Raw genomic sequence first — 19,144 nt, forward strand, 5'->3', positions numbered from 1 at the left:
CGTGATCGGCCAACCCCGTCGACGTGGGGTGTCGCCGGGACGAAGTAGTCTTGAGCCCATGTCTGAACGCCGTACCGTCGCTCTCGTCACCCTTGGCTGCGCCCGTAACGAGGTGGACTCGGAGGAGCTCGCAGGCCGTTTGGAGGCGGACGGCTGGCAGCTCGTGGAGGACGCCGAGGAAGCCGACGTCGCCGTCGTCAACACCTGTGGCTTCGTCGAGGCCGCCAAGAAGGACTCGGTCGACGCCCTCCTGGAGGCCAACGACCTCAAGGGACACGGGAGAACGCGGGCCGTCGTGGCGGTGGGCTGCATGGCCGAGCGGTACGGCAAGGAGCTCGCCGAAGCCCTTCCCGAGGCCGACGGCGTGCTCGGCTTCGACGACTACACCGACATCTCCGACCGCCTCCAGACCATCCTGAACGGCGGCATCCACGCCTCCCACACCCCGCGCGACCGGCGCAAGCTGCTGCCGATCAGCCCGGCCGAGCGGCAGGACTCCGCCGCCTCTGTCGCGCTTCCCGGGCACGGGCCGGTGGATCTGCCCGAGGGCCTCGCGCCGGCCTCCGGTCCCCGCGCGCCCCTGCGCCGCCGACTGGACGGCTCCCCGGTCGCCTCGGTGAAGCTCGCCTCCGGCTGTGACCGGCGCTGCTCCTTCTGCGCCATCCCGTCCTTCCGCGGCTCCTTCATCTCGCGCCGGCCCGGCGACGTGCTGAACGAGACGCGGTGGCTGGCCGAACAGGGCGTCAAGGAGATCATGCTGGTCTCCGAGAACAACACCTCCTACGGCAAGGACCTCGGCGACATCCGCCTGCTGGAGTCCCTGCTGCCCGAGCTGGCCGAGGTCGACGGCCTGGAGCGGGTGCGCGTCAGTTACCTGCAGCCGGCCGAGATGCGCCCCGGACTGATCGACGTGCTGACCTCCACCCCGAAGGTCGCCCCCTACTTCGACCTGTCGTTCCAGCACTCCGCGCCCGACGTGCTGCGCGCGATGCGCCGCTTCGGCGACACCGACCGCTTCCTGGAACTGCTCGACACCATCCGCAGCAAGGCGCCCCAGGCCGGTGTGCGCTCCAACTTCATCGTCGGCTTCCCCGGCGAGTCCGAGGCCGACCTCGCCGAGCTGGAGCGGTTCCTGAACCACGCCCGGCTGGACGCCGTCGGTGTCTTCGGCTACTCCGACGAGGAGGGCACCGAGGCGGCGACGTACGACCGCAAGCTGGACGAGGACGTCGTCGCCGAGCGGCTGGCACGCGTGTCCCGGCTGGCCGAGGAACTCGTCTCGCAGCGCGCCGAGGAGCGCGTCGGCGAGACCGTGCGGGTGCTGGTCGAGGCCGTGGACGAGGGAGAGGGCGTGCATGGCCGGGCGGCGCACCAGGCCCCCGAGACGGACGGCCAGGTGTTGCTCACGAGCGGCGAGGGGTTGCGCGTCGGCCGTATGGTCGAGGCGAAGGTGGTCGGCACGGAGGGTGTCGATCTGGTGGCCGAGCCGCTGTTCGAGGGTTCGCTCGCGTGTAGTGAGGAGGCGGGCAGATGACGGGTGTCCCGGCATCGGCGGCAGGAGGCCCCTCCGGCGCGCGGAGGGCGGTCGGCGCCGCTCCCGGGGGCGTTGTTCCGGGGCTGGGCCGTGTGGCCGCGCGTGAGGCCCGGGGCGAAGCCCCGGGACCGTCCGGCGGTACGGCCAGGCGCGGGCTGCCCGGCCGTGGCCCGGGCGGCGTCCGGCGGGCCGGGGACGAGGCCGTCCGGGCCGACGTGTCGCGGGGCGGCGCCGACGGCGTCGGCACCGAGGACGGTGCGAAACAGCCGGCGCGTGGCGGGAAGATCGCGGCCGCGGCCGTCGACCAGGCCAGCGTCTGGAACATCGCCAATCTGCTGACCATGATGCGGCTGCTCCTCGTGCCGGCGTTCGTCGCGCTGATGCTCACCGACGGCGGACACGACCCGGCGTGGCGTTCGCTGGCCTGGGCGGCTTTCGCGATCGCCATGATCACCGACCTGTTCGACGGTCATCTGGCGCGCACGTACGACCTCGTCACCGACTTCGGGAAGATCGCCGACCCCATCGCCGACAAGGCGATCATGGGAGCGGCCCTGGTCTGCCTCTCCGCGCTGGGCGATCTGCCGTGGTGGGTCACCGGCGTCATCCTCGGCCGGGAACTCGGCATCACGCTCCTGCGTTTCCTGGTCATTCGCTACGGCGTGATCCCGGCCAGCCGCGGGGGCAAGCTGAAGACCCTCACGCAGGGCGTGGCCGTCGGCATGTACGTGCTGGCGCTGACGGGGTGGCTGGCCACGCTGCGGTGGTGGGTGATGGCCGCGGCGGTCGCTCTGACCGTGCTGAGCGGACTCGACTATGTGAAACAGGCCATTGTGCTGCGCAGGATGGGAATCGCCGAGCGCGAGGCGGCGTCGGAGGAGACGGAAGCGTGAGTTCTACGGCCACTGAGGTGGTGCGACTACTCACTGTGAACGGTGCGACCCTCGCCGTCGCCGAGTCGCTGACCGGTGGTCTGGTGGCGGCGGAGATCACCTCGGTCCCCGGGGCCTCCAAGGTCTTCCGGGGTTCGGTGACGGCGTACGCGACCGACCTGAAGCACGGTCTGCTCGGCGTGGACGCCACTCTGCTGGCGCAGCGCGGAGCGGTGGATGCGCAGGTGGCGGCCGGGATGGCGGCCGGGGTCCGCGAGGCGCTGGGTGCCGACTGGGGGATCGCGACCACGGGGGTCGCCGGTCCGGATCCGCAGGACGGGCAGGCCGTCGGCACGGTCTTCGTGGCCGTGGACGGTCCCCTCGGAGCGGGTCCCGGTTCTGCCGGTGGCGGAAAAGTGGAGCGTCTGCGGTTGAACGGCGACCGCGCGGAAATTCGTATGGAGAGTGTACGGAGCGTACTCGCACTGCTCCTGGCAGAGCTGGCGGGCGGACAGACCGGGAATGAGCGGGCACAGGATACGGAACGGAACGGGGGGTTTTGATGTTTGCAGCCCTGAGTGAACACGACATCGCTCCCCGCACGGCCGCAGCGCGAGGCGGTACGGTGGGGCGAGAAGGATGCGGCTACGCGGTCCGAGGAGGGAGCCACCGATGATTCTGCTCCGTCGCCTGCTGGGTGACGTGCTGCGTCGGCAGCGCCAACGCCAGGGCCGTACTCTGCGCGAAGTCTCCTCGTCCGCCCGAGTCTCACTCGGCTATCTCTCCGAGGTGGAGCGGGGGCAGAAGGAGGCTTCCTCCGAGCTGCTCTCCGCCATCTGCGACGCGCTGGACGTACGGATGTCCGAGCTCATGCGGGAAGTGAGCGACGAGCTCGCCCTCGCGGAGCTGGCCCAGTCTGCTGCAGCGACCCCCAGCCAGCCCGTGCCCACGCCGGTTCGTCCGATGCTGGGTGCCGTTTCGGTGACCGGTGTGCCACCGGAACGGGTGACCATCAAGGCGCCCGCCGAGGCGGTGGACGTCGTCGCCGCCTGAGCGCGGCGCTCCGCGCAGGTGCGCGGTGGTGTGTGAGATGCCCCGGTGGGGGCCCTTCCGCAGGACGAGGGAGGGTGCCGCCGGGGTTTTCGCATGCGTGGGGCGTTCCATGTGCGTTTGCCGGTGCGGCGCGTGGCGGTCATCGTTGAGGAACGAGGCGGGGGTCAGCCACGGAGGTGCGGATGTACGTCGTGAAGAGCCCGTTGTCCGACGCGAACCTGATGACCGTGTCCGAGGCGCTGCAGGGCGCCCTGGTCGATCTGGTGGACCTCGCGCTGGTCGCGAAGCAGATCCACTGGAACGTGGTCGGGCCGCGCTTTCGGTCCGTGCATCTCCAGCTCGACGAGGTCGTCACCCTGGCGCGCACTCACTCCGACACGGTCGCGGAGCGTGCCGCGGCGCTGGGTGTCTCGCCCGACGGCCGGGCCGCCACGGTGGCCGTCGGCAGCGGGATCGGGGTGACGCCCGAGGGCTGGGTCGACGACACGGCCGCCGTGGCCGCGCTCGTGGACGCGCTGGGGGCGGTGATCGCCCGCATGCGGGAGCGGGTCACCGCGACCGCGGACCCGGACCCGGTCAGTCAGGACATCCTCATCACGATCACGGCCGACCTGGAGAAGCAGCACTGGATGTTCCAGGCCGAGAACGGGTGACGTGTCCCCGGGGGGCCGGGAGTCCCTGGCGCGGCGGCACGGCGGGCCGGATGCGCCCGTGTGCCGTCGGTGCGCCCTGCCGGTGGGGCACGGCGGCCTCATGGCGTCGGCCCGAAGGCGCGGGGCGTGACGACGGGGCGGGCGGTGCGCCGGGGGGCGGTTCTGGGGTTCGGCGCGCTGTGGTGGTGGGCGGTGGCGCGACTGCTGCTGGTGCCCGAGGCCGGTGCACTGGAGGGGGCGGTCGCGGCCGGCGGGTGGGGGCTCGGCCTGTTGCCGGTGCACTGCATGCCCGAGGACCGGGCGGAAGGGGCACTGGCGGCGGGACGGTGGCGGCGGGCCTGGCGGTCGGGCGCCGTCTCCGCTCCGGAGGCCACCGCGGCAGCGCGGGGGCCGGGGGACGAGAGTACGGGGGGACCGCGCGACCGGACGTGACGGGCGTCGGCGGTGCCGGCGTGCGCCCGGGGCGGTGCGGGGTCAGCGTGCGGTGCGGGGGGAGTCGCGGTGGGCTCGGGTGGGGGCCGGACCCGGTTGGCAGGTGGGGCACCAGTAGGTGGGGCGCTCACGGGAGCCGTCGCCCTGGTCGGCGAGCCGGACGGGGGTGCGGCAGCGCAGGCAGGGGCGCCGTGCGCGACCGTAGACGAACAGGTCCTGGCCGCGGCGGCCCGTCGTGCTGCGGACGGGGCGTTCACGGTTGAACTCGAGCAGCCCCCTGGCGAGCCCGGGCAGTTGCGCGGCGCGGTCGGCGGGGAGTTCGCCCACGGGGAGCCAGGGGGTCACGCCGAGCAGGAAGCAGAGCTCGCTCTTGAAGACATTGCCGATCCCGGCGAGGTTGCGCTGGTCCAGCAGGGCCTCGCCGAGGGGGCGGGCCGGGTCCTTCACGAGGTTGGCCAGCGCCAGGTCGGGGTCCCAGTCGGGGCCGAGCAGGTCGGGGCCGAGATGGCCGACCGCGCGGTCCTCGTCGGCGGTGCGCATCAGTTCCAGGACGGGGAGCCGATAGCCGACGGCGGTGCGGTCGGCGGTGCCGAGGATCGCGCGGATCTGGTGGGCGGGGCCGCCGTTCCAGCGCTGCCCGTCCGCGTACACCCGCCAGGAGCCGTCCATCCGCAGATGCGAGTGGAGCGTCAGGCCGCCCTCGACGCGGGTCAGCAGATGCTTGCCGCGCGGGGTGACGTCGAGCACGGCGCGGCCGGTGAGATCCGCGGTGGCGAATCTGGGCACCCGCAGGTCGCTGCGGGTCAGCACCTCGCCCGCGAGGGCGTCGTGCAGCCGTCGCGCGGCCTGCCAGACCGTGTCTCCTTCGGGCATGCGTCAAGGGTTGCACGTCGGCCGGTTCCGGTGCGCGGCCGGCCCGACGGGATGCCGGGGCGCCGGTGCCGGGTCAGGCGCGCAGGCGCAGGCCTCGGGGCGTGGCGACGAAGCCCGCTGTCTCCAGGAGGGCGCCCAGGGGGGACGTCAGCGCCGGGGCGCCGTTGACGCGCTCCACCGTGACCGTGCCGAGCGAACCCGCGCGGGCGGCCGCGGCGAGGGCTTTCGCGGCGGCCGGGAGCCGGGGGTCGTCGGCGGGTTCGCCGTCGGATCCGGCGGGCCAGGCCAGCAGCGTCTTGCCGCCGCGCTCCACGTAGAGCGTCAGCTCGCCGTCGACCAGGACCACCAGGGAGCCTGCCTTGCGGCCGGGTTTGTGCCCGGCGCCGGCCGGCGGCTCGGGCCAGCCCAGCGCGGCACCGTAGGCGTTCGCCGGGTCGGCGGCGGCGAGGACGACGGCCCGCGAGGCGCGGTCCGCACCGGTACGACGGCCGGTGAAGGGGGCGTAGGGCGGACGTCCGCCGTTTCGCCGGGGCGCGGGTGCCTGCGGGGCCGTGTCGCGCGGGGAGACGTAGTCGCCCGGCGCCGGGCGGGCGTACCGCGTGCCGTCCGCGCCTGGGAAGGCGCCGTGCCCCTGTGCGCTCTCGGGGGAGCCGTCGGCGGGGGAGGCGAAACCACGGGCGGCGAAGGGGCCGGACGGGTCGCCGAAGGGATCGGGCACACCGGCGTCGGGGACGGGCGTGCCCGGGGCCGGCAGGCCGTCGCCCCGCTCGCGGGCGCTGGCCGCCGCGCGGAGGCGGTCCACCGCCCCGTCCATCGCGAACTGGGCGGCGCCCAAACCCTCCACCACATAGCCGCGACGGGCCTGTCCCGTCTCCTCGAAGGCGGACAGGACGCGGTACGTGGCCGAGAAGCCGCCCTCGACGCCCTCCGCGGAGACGGCGCCCCGGGTCACCACACCGTGCCGGTCCAGCAGGGCGCGGCCCAGCGCGTGGGCGCGGACGGTGGGATCGGGCTCCCGGTCCGGAAGCAGTGACCAGCGGCCGGCGACGGTGGGCGGTCCGGTGCGGGAGGCGCCGCGGGCGGCTGCCGTGAGCGAGCCGTAGCGCCCGCGCGGGGCGGAGCGCTTCGCACGGTGGGCCGTGGAGCCCGCGGTGCGACCCGAGCCCAGCAGGGAGCGCATCGGGGTGAGCGTGTCGTTGGTCAGCCGCCCGGACCAGGCGAGGTCCCACAGGGCGTCGGCCAGCTGCGGGTCGGTCGCCTCCGGATGGGTGGTGGCGCGGACCTGGTCGGCGATCTGGCGGAAGAAGAGGCCGTAACCGCCCGAGAGGGCGTCCAGGACGGACCGGTGGAGCGCTGTCGGCTCCAGCGGGTGCGGCGGCGGCAGCAGCAGCGGGGCCGCGTCCGCGAGGTAGAGGGAGACCCAGCCGTCCTTCCCGGGAAGCGGACCGGCGCCGGCCCACACCACCTCCCCGGCCGCCGTGAGCTCGTCCAGCATGGCCGGGGCGTAGTTCGCCACCCGGGACGGCAGGACCAGCTTCTCCAGGGCGGAGGCGGGCACGGAGGCGCCCTGCAGCTGCTCGACGGCGCGCACCAGGCCGTCGATGCCGCGCAGGGCGTGCCCCTTGCCGATGTGCTGCCACTGGGGGAGGAACTGGGCCAGCGCGGCGGGCGGCACCGGCTCCAGTTCGTGCCGCAGGGCGGCCAGGGAGCGCCGGCGCAGTCGGCGCAGCACGGCCGCGTCGCACCACTCCTGTCCGATCCCGGCCGGATGGAACTCGCCCTGGACGACCCGGCCCGCCGCGGAGAGCCGCTGGAGGGCGCCCTCGGTGACCGCGGTACCCAGTCCGAAACGGGCCGCCGCCGTGGCCGAGGTGAACGGGCCGTGGGTGCGCGCGTACCGCGCGAGCAGGTCGCCCAGGGGGTCCTTGACCGGCTCGGTGAACGCCTCCGGCACGCCGACCGGCAGTGCCGTGCCCAGTGCGTCGCGCAGCCGTCCGGCGTCCTCGATCGCCGCCCAGTGGTCGGCGCCGGCGACCCGCACGCGGATGGCGCGCCGCGCGGAGGCCAGGTCCCGTGCCCAGTCCGGTTCGGCGCCCCGCTCGGCCAGCTCGGTCTCGGTCAGCGGACCGAGCACGCGCAGCAGGTCGGCCACGCCCTCCGCGTCCTTGACCCGCCGGTCCTCGGTGCGCCACTGCAGCTCGCGCTCCAGTTCGGTCAGCACCTCGGCGTCGAGCAGTTCGCGCAGCTCCGCCTGGCCGAGCAGCTCGGCCAGCAGCCGCGAGTCCAGCGAGAGGGCGGCGGCGCGGCGCTCGGCGAGCGGTGAGTCGCCCTCGTAGAGGAACTGGGCGACGTAGCCGAAGAGGAGGGAACGGGCGAAGGGGGACGGCTCGGGGGTGGTGACCTCGACGAGCCGCACCTTGCGGGCCTCCAGGTCGCCCATCAGCTCGACGAGCCCGGGGACGTCGAAGACGTCCTGGAGGCATTCGCGGACCGCCTCCAGGACGATCGGGAACGAGCCGAACTCGCCCGCCACCTGCAGCAGCTGGGACGCGCGCTGACGCTGCTGCCACAGCGGGGTGCGCCGGCCGGGGGTGCGGCGCGGGAGCAGCAGCGCGCGGGCGGCGCACTCGCGGAACCGGGAGGCGAACAGGGCCGAGCCGCCGACCTGGTCGGTGACCACCTGGTCGACCTCGCCCCTGTCGAAGACGACGTCCGCCGCGCCCACGGGGGCCCGCTCCGCGTCGTACTCGCGGCCGGCCCCCGCCGGTTCCTGGTCGAGCAGGTCCAGGCTCATCAGGTCGGCGTCCGGCAGACGCAGCACGATGCCGTCGTCGGCGTGCATCACCTGGGCGTCCATGCCGTACCGCTCGGAGAGGCGGGCGCCGAGCGCGAGCGCCCACGGCGCGTGCACCTGCGCGCCGAACGGTGAGTGCACGACGACCCGCCAGTCGCCCAGCTCGTCGCGGAAGCGCTCCACGACGATGGTGCGGTCGTCGGGGACGTGACCGCAGGCCTCGCGCTGTTCGTCGAGGTAGGACAGGACGTTGTCGGCGGCCCAGGCGTCCAGTCCCGCCGCGAGGAGCCGCAGCCGGGCGTCGTCCCCGGACAGCGAGCCGACCTCGCGCAGGAAGGCACCCACCGCGCGGCCCAGCTCCAGCGGGCGGCCCAGCTGGTCGCCCTTCCAGAACGGCAGCCGGCCCGGCACGCCCGGCGCGGGGGAGACCAGGACCCGGTCGCGCGTGATGTCCTCGATGCGCCAGGAACTGGTGCCGAGCGTGAAGACGTCGCCCACGCGGGACTCGTAGACCATCTCCTCGTCGAGCTCGCCGACCCGTCCGCCGCCCTTCTTGGGGTCGGCACCGGCCAGGAAGACCCCGAAGAGGCCGCGGTCGGGGATGGTGCCCCCGGAGGTGACGGCCAGGCGCTGGGCACCCGGGCGGCCGGTGATCTCGCCCGTGACCCGGTCCCACACCACGCGCGGGCGCAGTTCCGCGAAGGCGTCGGACGGGTAGCGGCCCGCGAGCATGTCCAGGACGGCCGTGAAGGCGGAATCCGGCAGTGCGGCGAAGGGCGCCGCGCGGCGGACCACGGCGAGCAGGTCGTCGAACTGCCAGGTGTCCATCGCCGTCATGGCGACGAGCTGCTGGGCCAGGACGTCGAGGGGGTTGGCGGGAACCCGCAGCGACTCGATGGCGCCGGTGCGCATCCGCTCGGTGACCACGGCCGCCTGGACGAGGTCGCCCCGGTACTTCGGGAACACGACCCCCGTGGAGACCGCGCCCACCTGGTGGCCCGCGCGGCCCACGCGCTGGAGCCCGGAGGCGACGGACGGCGGCGACTCGACCTGGATCACCAGATCGACGGCGCCCATGTCGATGCCCAGTTCCAGGCTGGAGGTGGCGACCACCGCGGGGAGCCGCCCCGCCTTGAGGTCCTCCTCGACCAGGGCGCGCTGCTCCTTGGAGACCGAACCGTGGTGGGCGCGGGCGATGACCGCGGGAGCACCCTGCGCGGCTCCGGAACCGCCCATGAGCTCGGCGGGGGAGTGGTGCTCGTCGAACGGCTCCCCGGTGGCCCGCTCGTAGGCGATCTCGTTGAGCCGGTTGCACAGGCGCTCCGCGAGGCGGCGGGAGTTCGCGAACACGATGGTCGAGCGGTGCGACTGCACCAGATCGGCGATCCGCTCCTCGACGTGCGGCCAGATCGAGGGGCGTTCGGCGCCCTCGGAACCGTCGGCGACCGGCGAACCGCCCAGCTCGCCCAGGTCCTCCACCGGCACCACCACGGACAGGTCGAACTCCTTGCCCGACTCCGGCTGGACGGTCTCCACCTTGCGGCGCGGGGACAGGAACCGGGCGATCTCGTCCACCGGCCGCACGGTCGCCGAGAGGCCGATCCGACGGGCCGGCCCGGGCAGCAGCTCGTCCAGCCGCTCAAGGGACAGCGCGAGGTGCGCCCCGCGCTTGGTGCCCGCGACCGCGTGCACCTCGTCCAGGATCACCGTCTCCACGCCCGTCAGCGCCTCGCGCGTGGCGGACGTCAGCATCAGGAAGAGCGACTCCGGAGTGGTGATCAGGATGTCCGGCGGCCGGGTGGCCAGGGCGCGGCGCTCGGCGGGCGGGGTGTCGCCGGAGCGGATGCCGACCTTCACCTCGGGTTCGGGCAGGCCCAGACGCACGGCTTCCTGACGGATCCCGGTCAGCGGGCTGCGGAGGTTGCGCTCGACGTCGACCGCCAGGGCCTTCAGCGGCGAGACGTACAGGACGCGGCAGCGCTTCTTCGGATCGGCGGGCGGGGGCGTGGAGGCCAGCTGGTCCAGGGCCGCGAGGAAGGCGGCCAGGGTCTTCCCGGAGCCGGTGGGGGCGACCACCAGCACGTCCGAGCCCTCCCCGATGGCCCCCCACGCGCCGGCCTGGGCGGCGGTGGGCGCGGAGAACGCCCCCGTGAACCAGCCGCGGGTCGCGGGGGAGAAGCCGTCGAGGGCTCGATGCGGAGTGCCGACCATGCGTCCATCGTGCACCCGGCCACTGACAATGCGGCTGAGCCGGGCGGGCGCGGGGTGTTCCGGACGGGGGCGGGGGAGGCCGCTGGACAATGGCCGCATGGCGCCATCACGTGGGGAGCGTGCGCGGCACTGGCGGTACGACGAACTGCCCGGTGTCGATCTGCTGCGTGCCCGGTACATACGCAAGACGTTCGTCCGGCACACCCACGAGAACTTCGTGATCGCCGCCGTCGCCGAGGGCGTGGAGGTCTTCCACCACGGTGGCGGCGACCAGTACGCGGGCGCCGGGGCGCTCGCCCTGGTGAACCCGGACACACCGCACACCGGCCGGGCGGGCGTGCCGGAGGGATGGCGGTACGGGGCGGTGTACCCGTCCGCGGAGGTGGTGGCCGCGATCGCCGCCGAGACCACCACGCTGCGCGGCACACCGGGGTTCGTCACGCCGGTGCTCGACGACCCGTACACCGTCCGCCTGGTGCACCGGGTGCTGCGGGCCACCGAGGAGGGCAACGCGCTCGCCGCCGACACCCTGCTGCGGGTCGCGGTGACCCGGCTGCTGCGGCTGAACGGCGGGACGCCGCCACGGCGCGAGGTGCGCACGGCGGGCGCCCGGACCGCCGCACGCGCGCGTGCCCTGCTGGAGGAGCGGATGGCCGGGCCGCCGACCCTCGAGCGGCTGGCCGGCGAACTCGGCACCAGCCCCTTCGCCCTGCTGCGCGCCTTCCGGGACACCTACGGGATGCCGCCGCACACCTGGCTCACCGACGCGCGGGTGCGCCGGGCTCGGCGGCTGCTGGACGCGGGGACGGCGCCGTCACAGGCCGCCGTCGCCGTCGGGTTCACCGACCAGCCGCATCTGAACCGGCACTTCAGCCGGATCGTCGGCGTGCCCCCGGGCGCCTACCAGCGTGAGCGCAAGAACGTACAAGACGCGCGGGGCGGCCCGCCCGTATCGTCCGGGGAGTGGCAGCAGAACGGACAGCAGCATGCGCGGACACACGGGACGAGGCGGCGGGAAAGCCGGACGGCGCCGTCGTACGGGACGCCCTCGGTGTCGGGGTCGCCGTCGGACTCTCCGGGTTCGCCTTCGGCGTGACGTCGGCCGGCAGCGGGCTCACCCTGCTCCAGACCTGTGCGCTGAGCCTGCTGGTGTTCACCGGCGCGTCCCAGTTCGCGCTGGTGGGGGCGCTGGCGGCCGGGGGAGGCCCCTTCACGGCCGCCGCGGGGGCGTTCTTCCTGGGGATGCGCAACGCGTTCTACGGGCTGCGCCTGTCGCAGTTGCTGGCGCTTCCCCGCGCGGTGCGGCCGTTCGCCGCCCAATGGGTCATCGACGAGACGGCCGCCGTCTCGCTCGCCCAGCCCACCCGGCGCGGCGCACGCATCGGGTTCGTGGTGACCGGGCTCAGCCTGTACCTCCTGTGGAACGTGACGACGCTGCTCGGCGCGCTGGGCGCCGAGGCCATCGGGGACACCGGCGCCTGGGGTCTGGACGCGGCCGGTCCCGCGGTCTTCCTGGCACTGCTCGCACCGATGCTGCGCACCGGCACCGAGCGGACCGTCGCGGGGCTCGCCGTCCTCCTCGGTCTCGGTCTGCTGCCCGTCCTGCCGGCCGGCGTGCCGGTTCTGGTGGCCGCGCTCGCGGCGCCGGCCGTCCTGTGGGGACAGGGCCGCGGGAACGCATCGCGCGGTGACGCGCCGGAGGAGGACCGTTGACCGTCTGGATCGCGATCGGTGTGACCGCCGTCGGCTGCTACGCCGTCAAACTGGCGGGGCTGCTGGTGCCCGCGGGAGTCCTCGAGCGGCCCGTGGTCAGGCGTCTCGCCGCGCTGCTGCCGGTCGCCCTGCTCGCCGCCCTGACGGCCCAGCAGGCCTTCTCCGACGGCCGGACACCGGTCCTGGACGCCCGGGCGGCAGGACTGGCGGCCGCCGCCGTGGCCCTGATGCTGCGCGCCCCCTTCCTGCTCGTCGTCGCATCGGCCGTCGTCGTGACCGCGGGAGTGCGCGCCCTGGGCGGATGAGGCGGGCGCCGTGTTCCGGCGACACCGCGCGGGGACGCGTCCGGACGCCGGGGGTACGGGGACGGCTCCGGGACCGGACATGGGCCCGACCGCAGGCGGAAAGCGGGGCCCGCACCCGCACCGGCTCGGGGCCGCCCCCGCAGGCGGGATACTGGGGGCATGCGGTTGACGGTTTTCTGGGAGCGAATGACGGAGCACTTCGGCGCGGGCCGTGCCGACACCTTCGCGCGCGACCATGTCATGTCCGAGCTCGGCGGGCGCACGGTGCACGAGGCGCTGGCGTCCGGCTGGGACGCCAAGGACGTCTGGCAAGCGGTCTGCACGGTGATGGGCGTGCCCAGGGAAAAGCGCTGATCGTCACAGAGATCGCGAGAAGGCGTACGGCCGCCGCGGACGTGGGCGAGACTTGGCCCGTGGCACCCACTGACAAGACCGGGCAGGCAGCCCCGCAACCCACCGCGCCCGGAGCGCCGCCGCCCGTCGGGCCTCCGGCGCGGTCCACGGCCGGGCCGGGCGCCCGCATGCCGCGCTGGCTGCCGCGCGCCATGGTGCTCGCGCTCGCGCTGATCGCCGTGTTCCAGCTGGGCAGCTGGGCCTTCCACCAGCTCACCGGCCTGCTGATCAACATCCTCATCGCGTTCTTCCTGGCGCTGGCCGTCGAGCCCGCGGTGAGCTGGATGGCCGCGCGCGGGGTGCGCCGGGGCCTGGGCACCTTCCTCGTCTTCCTCGGCGTGCTGGTCGCGGCGGCGGGTTTCGTCACCTTGCTCGGGTCCATGCTGGCGGGACAGATCATCACCATCGTCGAGGACCTCCCGCAGTACCTCGACTCAGTGATCAACTGGGTCAACGTGCACTTCAGGACCGAGCTGCGGCGGGTGGACATCCAGGAGGGCCTGCTGCGCTCCGACTGGCTGCGCAGTTACGTCCAGAACAGCGCCACCGGTGTGCTCGGCGTGTCCGCGCAGGTGCTCGGCGGCCTCTTCCAGCTGCTGACCGTCGGCCTGTTCTCGTTCTACTTCGCCGCGGACGGCCCGCGGCTGCGGCGCACCGTCTGCTCCCTGCTGCCGCCCGCGCGGCAGGCCGAGGTGCTGCGCGCGTGGGAGATCGCCGTCGACAAGACGGGCGGTTACCTGTACTCGCGCGGGCTGATGGCACTGACCTCCGGCCTGGCGCACTTCGTCCTGCTGGAGATCCTCGAGGTGCCCTACGCGCCCGTCCTCGCCGTGTGGGTGGGCCTGGTGTCGCAGTTCATCCCCACCATCGGCACCTACCTCGCGGGCGCGCTGCCCATGCTGATCGCCTTCACCGTCGACCCCTGGTACGCGCTGTGGGTGCTGGCCTTCGTGGTGTTCTACCAGCAGTTCGAGAACTACGTGCTGCAGCCCAAGCTGACCTCCAGGACCGTCGACATCCACCCGGCGGTCGCCTTCGGCTCGGTCGTCGCGGGCACCGCCCTGCTCGGCGCCGTCGGCGCGCTGATCGCCATCCCCGCGATCGCCACCCTGCAGGCGTTCCTCGGCGCGTACGTGAAGCGGTACGACGTCACGGACGACCCCCGTGTGCTCGGCCACCGCGGCACCGGCGGCACACCGGGCGCGTTCACCCGTGCCCGTCGTCTGTGGGCCCGCCGCCCGGGCGTGGTGGTGCGTCCCAGGACCGGAGGGGCGAGCCCTCGGAGCGAGGACGCCGGGGCCTCCTAGGGCCCGGCGTCCTCGCTCCAGGGCCGTGCCCGCCTATGCGGGGCCCGCCCCGCTCCGTGCCGCCTTGTGGTGCCGCGCGGCCAGGCGGGAGCCGGACTCGCGTCGGGCGGCGCGACGCAGGAGGGGGACCGCCAGGAGGAACCCGAGGACCGCCCAGGCGGCCAGGACCAGGGCGACCATGGGCAGCTCCCAGGAACCGGCCGGTTCGGCGCTCCGCGCGGCGTCCGGCAGCAGCGCCGAACGCAGCCCCTGTGCCGTCCACTTGAGCGGGAAGACAGCGGCCACCTGCTGAACCGGCGCGGGCAGCGAGGTGATCGGGAACACCGTCCCGGAGATCATCAGCAGCCCCATGGTGGGCAGGACGATCAGCGCCAGTGCTTCGCGCGGGTTGGGCAGCACGGCGCCCAGGGCCGCGCCCAGCGGCACGACGGCGAGCAGGCCGAGCGTGGTGACCCACAGCAGCGTCAGCCAGCCGCCGGGCCCGTGCGGCAGCGGCCCGTCCGCCAGCAGCGCCGTGGCCGTGAGAAGCAGGGCCAGGGTGGCGGCCGCCAGGACGACCACGAGAAGGCACTTGGCCACGAGGTACGCGGGTATCCCGCCGGGGGTGGCGCGCAGCCGCAGCAGGACGCCCTCCTCCCGCTCGGTCACGAGTATCTGCGGGACGTTGACCAGACCGATCTGGAACAGCAGATAGGCGGCCAGCCCCGCGAGCACCAGATGGGCCATCGGGGTGCCGGTCCCGGGTACGTCGTCGTCGACGTAGACGGCGACCAGCAGGGCGACGACCACATTGGTCAGATGGCCGGACATCTCCTTGGGATCGCGCAGGAGGTGCCGCAGTTCGATGCCACCGCGGCGGAGTCCCGCCCGCCAGGGGGGAACGGCGGCGCGGCGTGGTTCCCCCGCCCCGCCCGCCGCGCCCGTCGTGTTCTCCATGGGTGCGTCCCTCATGCGGCTCGTTCCTCCCCGGTCACGGTTCCGTCGGCGCCGGCGCCCTCCCGGCGCACCATGTGGAGGTAGGTGTCCTCCAGCGTCGGGCGGCGGACCTCCAGGCCGGCGATCGGGCCGGCCGCTTCCTGGTGCAGCTCCCAGACCAGTCGTGAGGGGTCCGAGGTGCGTTCGCGGCGGGGCGTGCCGTCGTCGGCCGTCCAGCGGACCTCGGCCTGTGCGGCGGCCCGCCGGGCCAGTTCCGACGGGGTGCCGCAGGCCCGGATCCGGCCGCCGACCAGCATGGCGATCCGGTCGGCGAGCCGCTCGGCCTCAGCCAGGTCGTGGGTGGTCAGCAGGACGGTGACGCCCTCGTCGCGGGCCAGGCGTTCGACCAGGACGTGGAACTCGCGCCGCGCCTGGGGGTCGAACCCGGTGGTCGGCTCGTCCAGGAAGAGCAGTTCGGGCCGGCCGACGATGCCGAGCGCCACGTCCAGCCGCCGTCGCTGTCCGCCGGACAGCCGGTCCACCCGCCGGTCCGCCTGGCCGGTCAGTCCGGTCAGGGCCAGCAGTTCGGCCGGGTCGCGCGGATCGGGGTAGTACGTCGAGAAGTGCGTCAGAAGCTCGGCGACCCGCCAGCGGCGGTGGTCGCGCCAGGACTGCAGGACCAGTCCGATCCGGCCGCGCCAGGCGTCGTCGCCCCGCTCCGGATCCGCGCCGAGGACGCGGACCTCCCCGGCGGAACGCTTCCGGAAGCCCTCCAGGATCTCGACGGTGGTGGTCTTCCCCGCGCCGTTGGGGCCCAGCAGGGCGAAGACCTCGCCGCGGTGGATGTCCAGGTCGATGCCGTGGAGGACATCGGCATCGCCGTACCGCATGGTCAGATCGCGTACCCGGACGGCGGGCGGTGCGGCGGCCGCGGCCGGCGTCATCGTCCCGCCTCCACGTGCCGCTGGTGCGCCCCGGCCGCCGGCGCCGCGGACCCTTCGTCCGCCGCCGGGCCGGTCGCCGCCCCGGACCGGGCGCCCTCGACGATCGCGCGGAGCGCGGCCGCATGCCCGTCGAAGGCGGCGCGACCGCGTTCCGTCAGCCGTACCCTCGTGCGCCGCCTTCGGCCGCCGCCCTCCTTGCGGAGTTCCAGATATCCGGCTTCTTCCAGGGTGTGCAGCTGTTTGGAGAGCGCGGAGTCGCTGAGCGAGAGGCTGTCGCGGATGAACGCGAACTCCGCCCATTCGGTGGTGGCGAGCAGCGAGACCACCGACAGCCGGGTGGCGGGATGGATCAGCTCGTCGAAACCCGCGGGTGTGCTCAACGGACCGCACCTCCCGGGGCGGTACGTGCGCCGTGCCCGCGCAACGAGCCCGTCGCCCAGCGGTTGGCCGGCCCGATGAACAGCAGGAACGCGGTCGTCGTGGCCGTGGCCCTGAGGGGACCGGCATACACCGGTTCCAGGGAGTCGAGCAGGTGCCCGGAGAGCACGCTCGTCCCGCCGGTCACCAGCGCCCCCGCGGCGAAGGCGGCGAACGTCCGCCACGTGTAGCGGGAGCGGTGCAGTTGCAGCCGGGTCCTGCGGCCGTGGGCCACGGCCAGCGCGCCCAGCAGCGCGACGTAGGCGACGAGGGCCAGCCAGACGCCCCACCGGGGCAGGTCCAGGCCCGTGCAGGCGACGAAGACCCACATGACGGCGGCCGTGGCGTAAGCCGCCCCGGGACCGCCGGACGCGCCCCGCTCGATCTCGTCGTACACCCGCTCCTGCGGCACTCGTATCCGTTGCAGATCCCGCCAGGCCTGTTCGGCGTCCACCGGTGTGCTCACGTCCTCGTCTCCCCCGACGGCCGGTTCGCTTTCCTGTTGGGAAAGTTACCTCTGACTTTCCCGGTGGGCAAGTCGAGTCGGCCCCGCCCGGGCGGCGGCCGTGACGGCTTGACACGTAAATCGAACATCCATTCTCATGGGAGGGCGGGTGAGGCTCGGCAGTGGGTTTTCCGTCCCGGTTCGGGCGGAAGTGCACCCCTGTTATCCACAAGCCGGACGTGCGTCGGGACGCGTTGTCAGTGGCAGGCGTTAGCGTCTTTGACGTGAAGCGATCGACACAAGCAAATCGGGTGGAACCCATGGCAGGAACCGACCGCGAGAAGGCGCTCGACGCCGCGCTCGCACAGATTGAACGGCAATTCGGCAAGGGCGCGGTCATGCGCATGGGCGACCGGACGAACGAGCCCATCGAGGTGATTCCGACCGGCTCGACCGCGCTCGACGTGGCCCTCGGCGTCGGCGGCCTGCCGCGCGGCCGCGTGGTGGAGATCTACGGACCGGAGTCCTCCGGCAAGACGACCCTGACCCTGCACGCCGTGGCCAACGCGCAGAAGGCCGGCGGCCAGGTCGCGTTCGTGGACGCGGAGCACGCCCTCGACCCCGAGTACGCCAAGAAGCTCGGCGTCGACATCGACAACCTCATCCTGTCCCAGCCGGACAACGGCGAGCAGGCCCTGGAGATCGTGGACATGCTGGTCCGCTCCGGCGCCCTGGACCTCATCGTCATCGACTCCGTCGCCGCGCTCGTGCCGCGCGCGGAGATCGAGGGTGAGATGGGCGACAGCCACGTCGGTCTGCAGGCCCGTCTGATGAGCCAGGCACTGCGGAAGATCACCAGCGCGCTCAACCAGTCCAAGACCACCGCCATCTTCATCAACCAGCTCCGCGAGAAGATCGGCGTCATGTTCGGCTCCCCGGAGACCACGACCGGTGGCCGGGCCCTGAAGTTCTACGCCTCCGTGCGCATCGACATCCGGCGCATCGAGACCCTGAAGGACGGCACGGACGCGGTCGGCAACCGCACCCGCTGCAAGGTCGTCAAGAACAAGGTCGCGCCCCCCTTCAAGCAGGCCGAGTTCGACATCCTCTACGGCCACGGCATCAGCCGCGAGGGCGGCCTGATCGACATGGGCGTGGAGCACGGCTTCGTCCGCAAGGCCGGTGCCTGGTACACGTACGAGGGCGACCAGCTCGGCCAGGGCAAGGAGAACGCGCGCAACTTCCTGAAGGACAACCCCGACCTCGCCAACGAGATCGAGCGGAAGATCAAGGAGAAGCTGGGCGTCGGCGTGCGGCCCGTGGAGCCGGCCGCCGAGCCGGCTGAGGACGCGGCGGGCACCACCGCCCCGGCCGAGGCGGCCGCGGTACCCGCCCCGGCGGCCAAGGCCACCAAGTCCAAGGCCGCGGCGGCCAAGAGCTGACCCGTGACCCGACGAACCGACTGGGCCGAGTACGAGTACGCCGCGTCCGGTGTCCCCCGGGGGAGGGACACCGCAGACGGTGAGGGCTCAGCCGTGGACGGTGACGCGGCGTACGACAGCACCGGCGTGAACGGTCCCCGGGACGCGGACTCCGGCAGTGGCCGGCAGCAGCGTGACGGGGGCGCACGGGCGGGCGGCTCGCGTGACGGCGGGTCGCGCGGTGGGCGCGGGCGCAGACGCCGGGACTTCGGCGAGGCGGCCGCAGCGAACGGGGGCGCCTCCACCTCGTCGAGGGCCGGGCAGGAAGAGCCCCCGGGGGACCCGGTCGAGCGGGCGCGGGCGATCTGTCTGCGCCTGCTCACCGGAACCCCGCGCACCCGTAGACAGCTCGCCGACGCCCTTCGCAAGCGGGAGATCCCGGACGAGGCCGCCGAGGAGGTGCTGTCCCGGTTCGAGGAGGTCGGACTGATCAACGACAGCGCCTTCGCGGACGCCTGGGTGGAGTCCCGGCACCACGGCCGGGGACTCGCCCGGCGTGCGCTCGCCCGGGAACTGCGCACCAAGGGGGTCGACCCCACACTGATCGACGAGGCCGTCTCCCGGCTCGACTCCGAGCAGGAGGAGACGACCGCGCGCGAGCTGGTCGCGCGCAAGCTGCGCGCCACCCGCGGGCTCGACCGCGACAAGCGGATCCGCCGCCTCGCCGGCATGCTCGCCCGCAAGGGCTATCCCGAGGGCCTCGCCCTCCGCGTGGTCCGGCAGGCGCTGGAGGAGGAAGGCGAGGACACGGAGTTCCTCGGCGACGGGGGATGACGGGGCATCCTGAGACGTCCCGGGCCTG

The 19,144-nt window shown here is 73.7% G+C and carries 19 protein-coding genes; 13 read left to right on the forward strand and 6 right to left on the reverse strand.

The window, feature by feature from the left end:
* Positions 1-58 precede the first annotated feature (58 nt).
* The 6 genes from rimO (at position 59) to ACF07S_RS28655 (ending at position 4,544) form a co-directional block, all read left to right on the forward strand.
* Positions 59-1,534: a 30S ribosomal protein S12 methylthiotransferase RimO gene (gene rimO / locus ACF07S_RS28630; protein WP_391966284.1), complete on the forward strand. Its 1,476-nt coding sequence runs from the start codon at positions 59-61 to the stop codon at positions 1,532-1,534.
* A complete protein-coding gene (gene pgsA, locus ACF07S_RS28635; protein WP_391966283.1) occupies positions 1,531-2,427 on the forward strand; it encodes a CDP-diacylglycerol--glycerol-3-phosphate 3-phosphatidyltransferase in 897 nt (298 codons plus the stop codon). Before rimO ends, pgsA begins: the two co-directional genes overlap by 4 nt.
* Positions 2,424-2,969 (forward strand): CinA family protein, encoded by a 546-nt coding sequence (locus tag ACF07S_RS28640; protein ID WP_391966282.1) that lies wholly within the window; start codon positions 2,424-2,426, stop codon positions 2,967-2,969. The genes pgsA and ACF07S_RS28640 overlap by 4 nt, the downstream gene beginning before the upstream one ends.
* Positions 2,970-3,078: 109 nt before the next feature.
* Positions 3,079-3,459 carry a helix-turn-helix domain-containing protein gene (locus ACF07S_RS28645; RefSeq protein WP_391966281.1) on the forward strand — a complete coding sequence of 127 codons (381 nt, stop codon included), beginning with the start codon at positions 3,079-3,081 and terminating at the stop codon, positions 3,457-3,459.
* Between the two features lie 182 nt (positions 3,460-3,641).
* Positions 3,642-4,112, forward strand: a complete 471-nt coding sequence (locus ACF07S_RS28650; RefSeq protein WP_391966280.1) for a Dps family protein — start codon at positions 3,642-3,644, stop codon at positions 4,110-4,112.
* A gap of 126 nt (positions 4,113-4,238) precedes the next feature.
* Positions 4,239-4,544, forward strand: a complete 306-nt coding sequence (locus ACF07S_RS28655; protein ID WP_391966279.1) for a hypothetical protein — start codon at positions 4,239-4,241, stop codon at positions 4,542-4,544.
* A 42-nt stretch (positions 4,545-4,586) separates the two neighbouring features.
* Here ACF07S_RS28655 and ACF07S_RS28660 read toward each other — a convergent pair whose 3' ends face one another.
* Positions 4,587-5,417, reverse strand: coding sequence for an Fpg/Nei family DNA glycosylase (locus ACF07S_RS28660; protein ID WP_391966278.1), 831 nt, complete (start codon positions 5,415-5,417; stop codon positions 4,587-4,589).
* Between the two features lie 73 nt (positions 5,418-5,490).
* Complete coding sequence (locus tag ACF07S_RS28665) at positions 5,491-10,422, reverse strand: ATP-dependent helicase (protein ID WP_391975520.1); 4,932 nt, start codon at positions 10,420-10,422, stop codon at positions 5,491-5,493.
* Positions 10,423-10,519: 97 nt separating this feature from the next.
* On the opposite strand from ACF07S_RS28665, the gene ACF07S_RS28670 reads away from it, so the two are divergent.
* From ACF07S_RS28670 to ACF07S_RS28690, 5 genes are all read left to right on the forward strand, one after another.
* Complete coding sequence (locus ACF07S_RS28670) at positions 10,520-11,518, forward strand: AraC family transcriptional regulator (protein WP_391966276.1); 999 nt, start codon at positions 10,520-10,522, stop codon at positions 11,516-11,518.
* Positions 11,515-12,135 carry an AzlC family ABC transporter permease gene (locus ACF07S_RS28675; protein WP_391975521.1) on the forward strand — a complete coding sequence of 207 codons (621 nt, stop codon included), beginning with the start codon at positions 11,515-11,517 and terminating at the stop codon, positions 12,133-12,135. The genes ACF07S_RS28670 and ACF07S_RS28675 overlap by 4 nt, the downstream gene beginning before the upstream one ends.
* Positions 12,132-12,440 carry an AzlD domain-containing protein gene (locus ACF07S_RS28680; RefSeq protein WP_391975522.1) on the forward strand — a complete coding sequence of 103 codons (309 nt, stop codon included), beginning with the start codon at positions 12,132-12,134 and terminating at the stop codon, positions 12,438-12,440. Before ACF07S_RS28675 ends, ACF07S_RS28680 begins: the two co-directional genes overlap by 4 nt.
* 159 nt (positions 12,441-12,599) lie before the next feature.
* Positions 12,600-12,794, forward strand: a complete 195-nt coding sequence (locus ACF07S_RS28685) for a DUF3046 domain-containing protein (RefSeq protein WP_391966273.1) — start codon at positions 12,600-12,602, stop codon at positions 12,792-12,794.
* 59 nt (positions 12,795-12,853) lie between these two features.
* Positions 12,854-14,140: an AI-2E family transporter gene (locus ACF07S_RS28690; protein ID WP_391975523.1), complete on the forward strand. Its 1,287-nt coding sequence runs from the start codon at positions 12,854-12,856 to the stop codon at positions 14,138-14,140.
* A gap of 33 nt (positions 14,141-14,173) precedes the next feature.
* Here ACF07S_RS28690 and ACF07S_RS28695 read toward each other — a convergent pair whose 3' ends face one another.
* Genes ACF07S_RS28695 through ACF07S_RS28710 form a run of 4 tightly spaced genes read right to left on the reverse strand, consistent with a single transcriptional unit; the run spans position 14,174 to position 16,882 of the window.
* Positions 14,174-15,091: an ABC transporter permease gene (locus ACF07S_RS28695; protein WP_391966271.1), complete on the reverse strand. Its 918-nt coding sequence runs from the start codon at positions 15,089-15,091 to the stop codon at positions 14,174-14,176.
* Entirely contained in the window at positions 15,088-15,999 is a 912-nt protein-coding gene (locus ACF07S_RS28700; protein WP_391966270.1) for an ABC transporter ATP-binding protein, read from the reverse strand. The genes ACF07S_RS28695 and ACF07S_RS28700 overlap by 4 nt, the downstream gene beginning before the upstream one ends.
* On the reverse strand, positions 15,996-16,379 hold the full coding sequence (locus ACF07S_RS28705) for a transcriptional regulator (protein WP_391966269.1): 384 nt from the start codon (positions 16,377-16,379) through the stop codon (positions 15,996-15,998). Before ACF07S_RS28705 ends, ACF07S_RS28700 begins: the two co-directional genes overlap by 4 nt.
* The gene (locus tag ACF07S_RS28710; protein WP_391966268.1) at positions 16,376-16,882 is read right to left on the reverse strand and encodes a hypothetical protein; all 507 of its coding nucleotides are present in this window, start codon (positions 16,880-16,882) and stop codon (positions 16,376-16,378) included. Before ACF07S_RS28710 ends, ACF07S_RS28705 begins: the two co-directional genes overlap by 4 nt.
* A gap of 299 nt (positions 16,883-17,181) precedes the next feature.
* Between ACF07S_RS28710 and recA the strand changes: the two genes are divergently transcribed.
* Both recA and recX read left to right on the forward strand, forming a co-directional pair.
* The gene (gene recA / locus ACF07S_RS28715) at positions 17,182-18,303 is read left to right on the forward strand and encodes a recombinase RecA (protein ID WP_391966267.1); all 1,122 of its coding nucleotides are present in this window, start codon (positions 17,182-17,184) and stop codon (positions 18,301-18,303) included.
* 3 nt (positions 18,304-18,306) lie between these two features.
* Positions 18,307-19,116, forward strand: a complete 810-nt coding sequence (recX, locus tag ACF07S_RS28720) for a recombination regulator RecX (RefSeq protein ID WP_391975524.1) — start codon at positions 18,307-18,309, stop codon at positions 19,114-19,116.
* The last annotated feature ends 28 nt before the right edge of the window (positions 19,117-19,144 follow it).

It is taken from the genome of Streptomyces sp. NPDC016640 (assembly GCF_043076215.1).
Taxonomy (GTDB): Bacteria; Actinomycetota; Actinomycetes; order Streptomycetales; family Streptomycetaceae; genus Streptomyces.

Bases quoted from the DNA above. Each gene is read 5' to 3' on its own strand.
- rimO (WP_391966284.1), top strand. From the start codon at position 59: ATGTCTGAACGCCGTACCGTCGCTCTCGTCACCCTTGGCTGCGCCCGT.
- pgsA (WP_391966283.1), top strand. From the start codon at position 1,531: ATGACGGGTGTCCCGGCATCGGCGGCAGGAGGCCCCTCCGGCGCGCGG.
- ACF07S_RS28645 (WP_391966281.1), top strand. From the start codon at position 3,079: ATGATTCTGCTCCGTCGCCTGCTGGGTGACGTGCTGCGTCGGCAGCGC.
- ACF07S_RS28650 (WP_391966280.1), top strand. From the start codon at position 3,642: ATGTACGTCGTGAAGAGCCCGTTGTCCGACGCGAACCTGATGACCGTG.
- ACF07S_RS28660 (WP_391966278.1), bottom strand. From the start codon at position 5,417: ATGCCCGAAGGAGACACGGTCTGGCAGGCCGCGCGACGGCTGCACGAC.
- ACF07S_RS28665 (WP_391975520.1), bottom strand. From the start codon at position 10,422: ATGGTCGGCACTCCGCATCGAGCCCTCGACGGCTTCTCCCCCGCGACC.
- ACF07S_RS28670 (WP_391966276.1), top strand. From the start codon at position 10,520: ATGGCGCCATCACGTGGGGAGCGTGCGCGGCACTGGCGGTACGACGAA.
- ACF07S_RS28685 (WP_391966273.1), top strand. From the start codon at position 12,600: ATGCGGTTGACGGTTTTCTGGGAGCGAATGACGGAGCACTTCGGCGCG.
- ACF07S_RS28695 (WP_391966271.1), bottom strand. From the start codon at position 15,091: ATGAGGGACGCACCCATGGAGAACACGACGGGCGCGGCGGGCGGGGCG.
- ACF07S_RS28700 (WP_391966270.1), bottom strand. From the start codon at position 15,999: ATGACGCCGGCCGCGGCCGCCGCACCGCCCGCCGTCCGGGTACGCGAT.
- recA (WP_391966267.1), top strand. From the start codon at position 17,182: ATGGCAGGAACCGACCGCGAGAAGGCGCTCGACGCCGCGCTCGCACAG.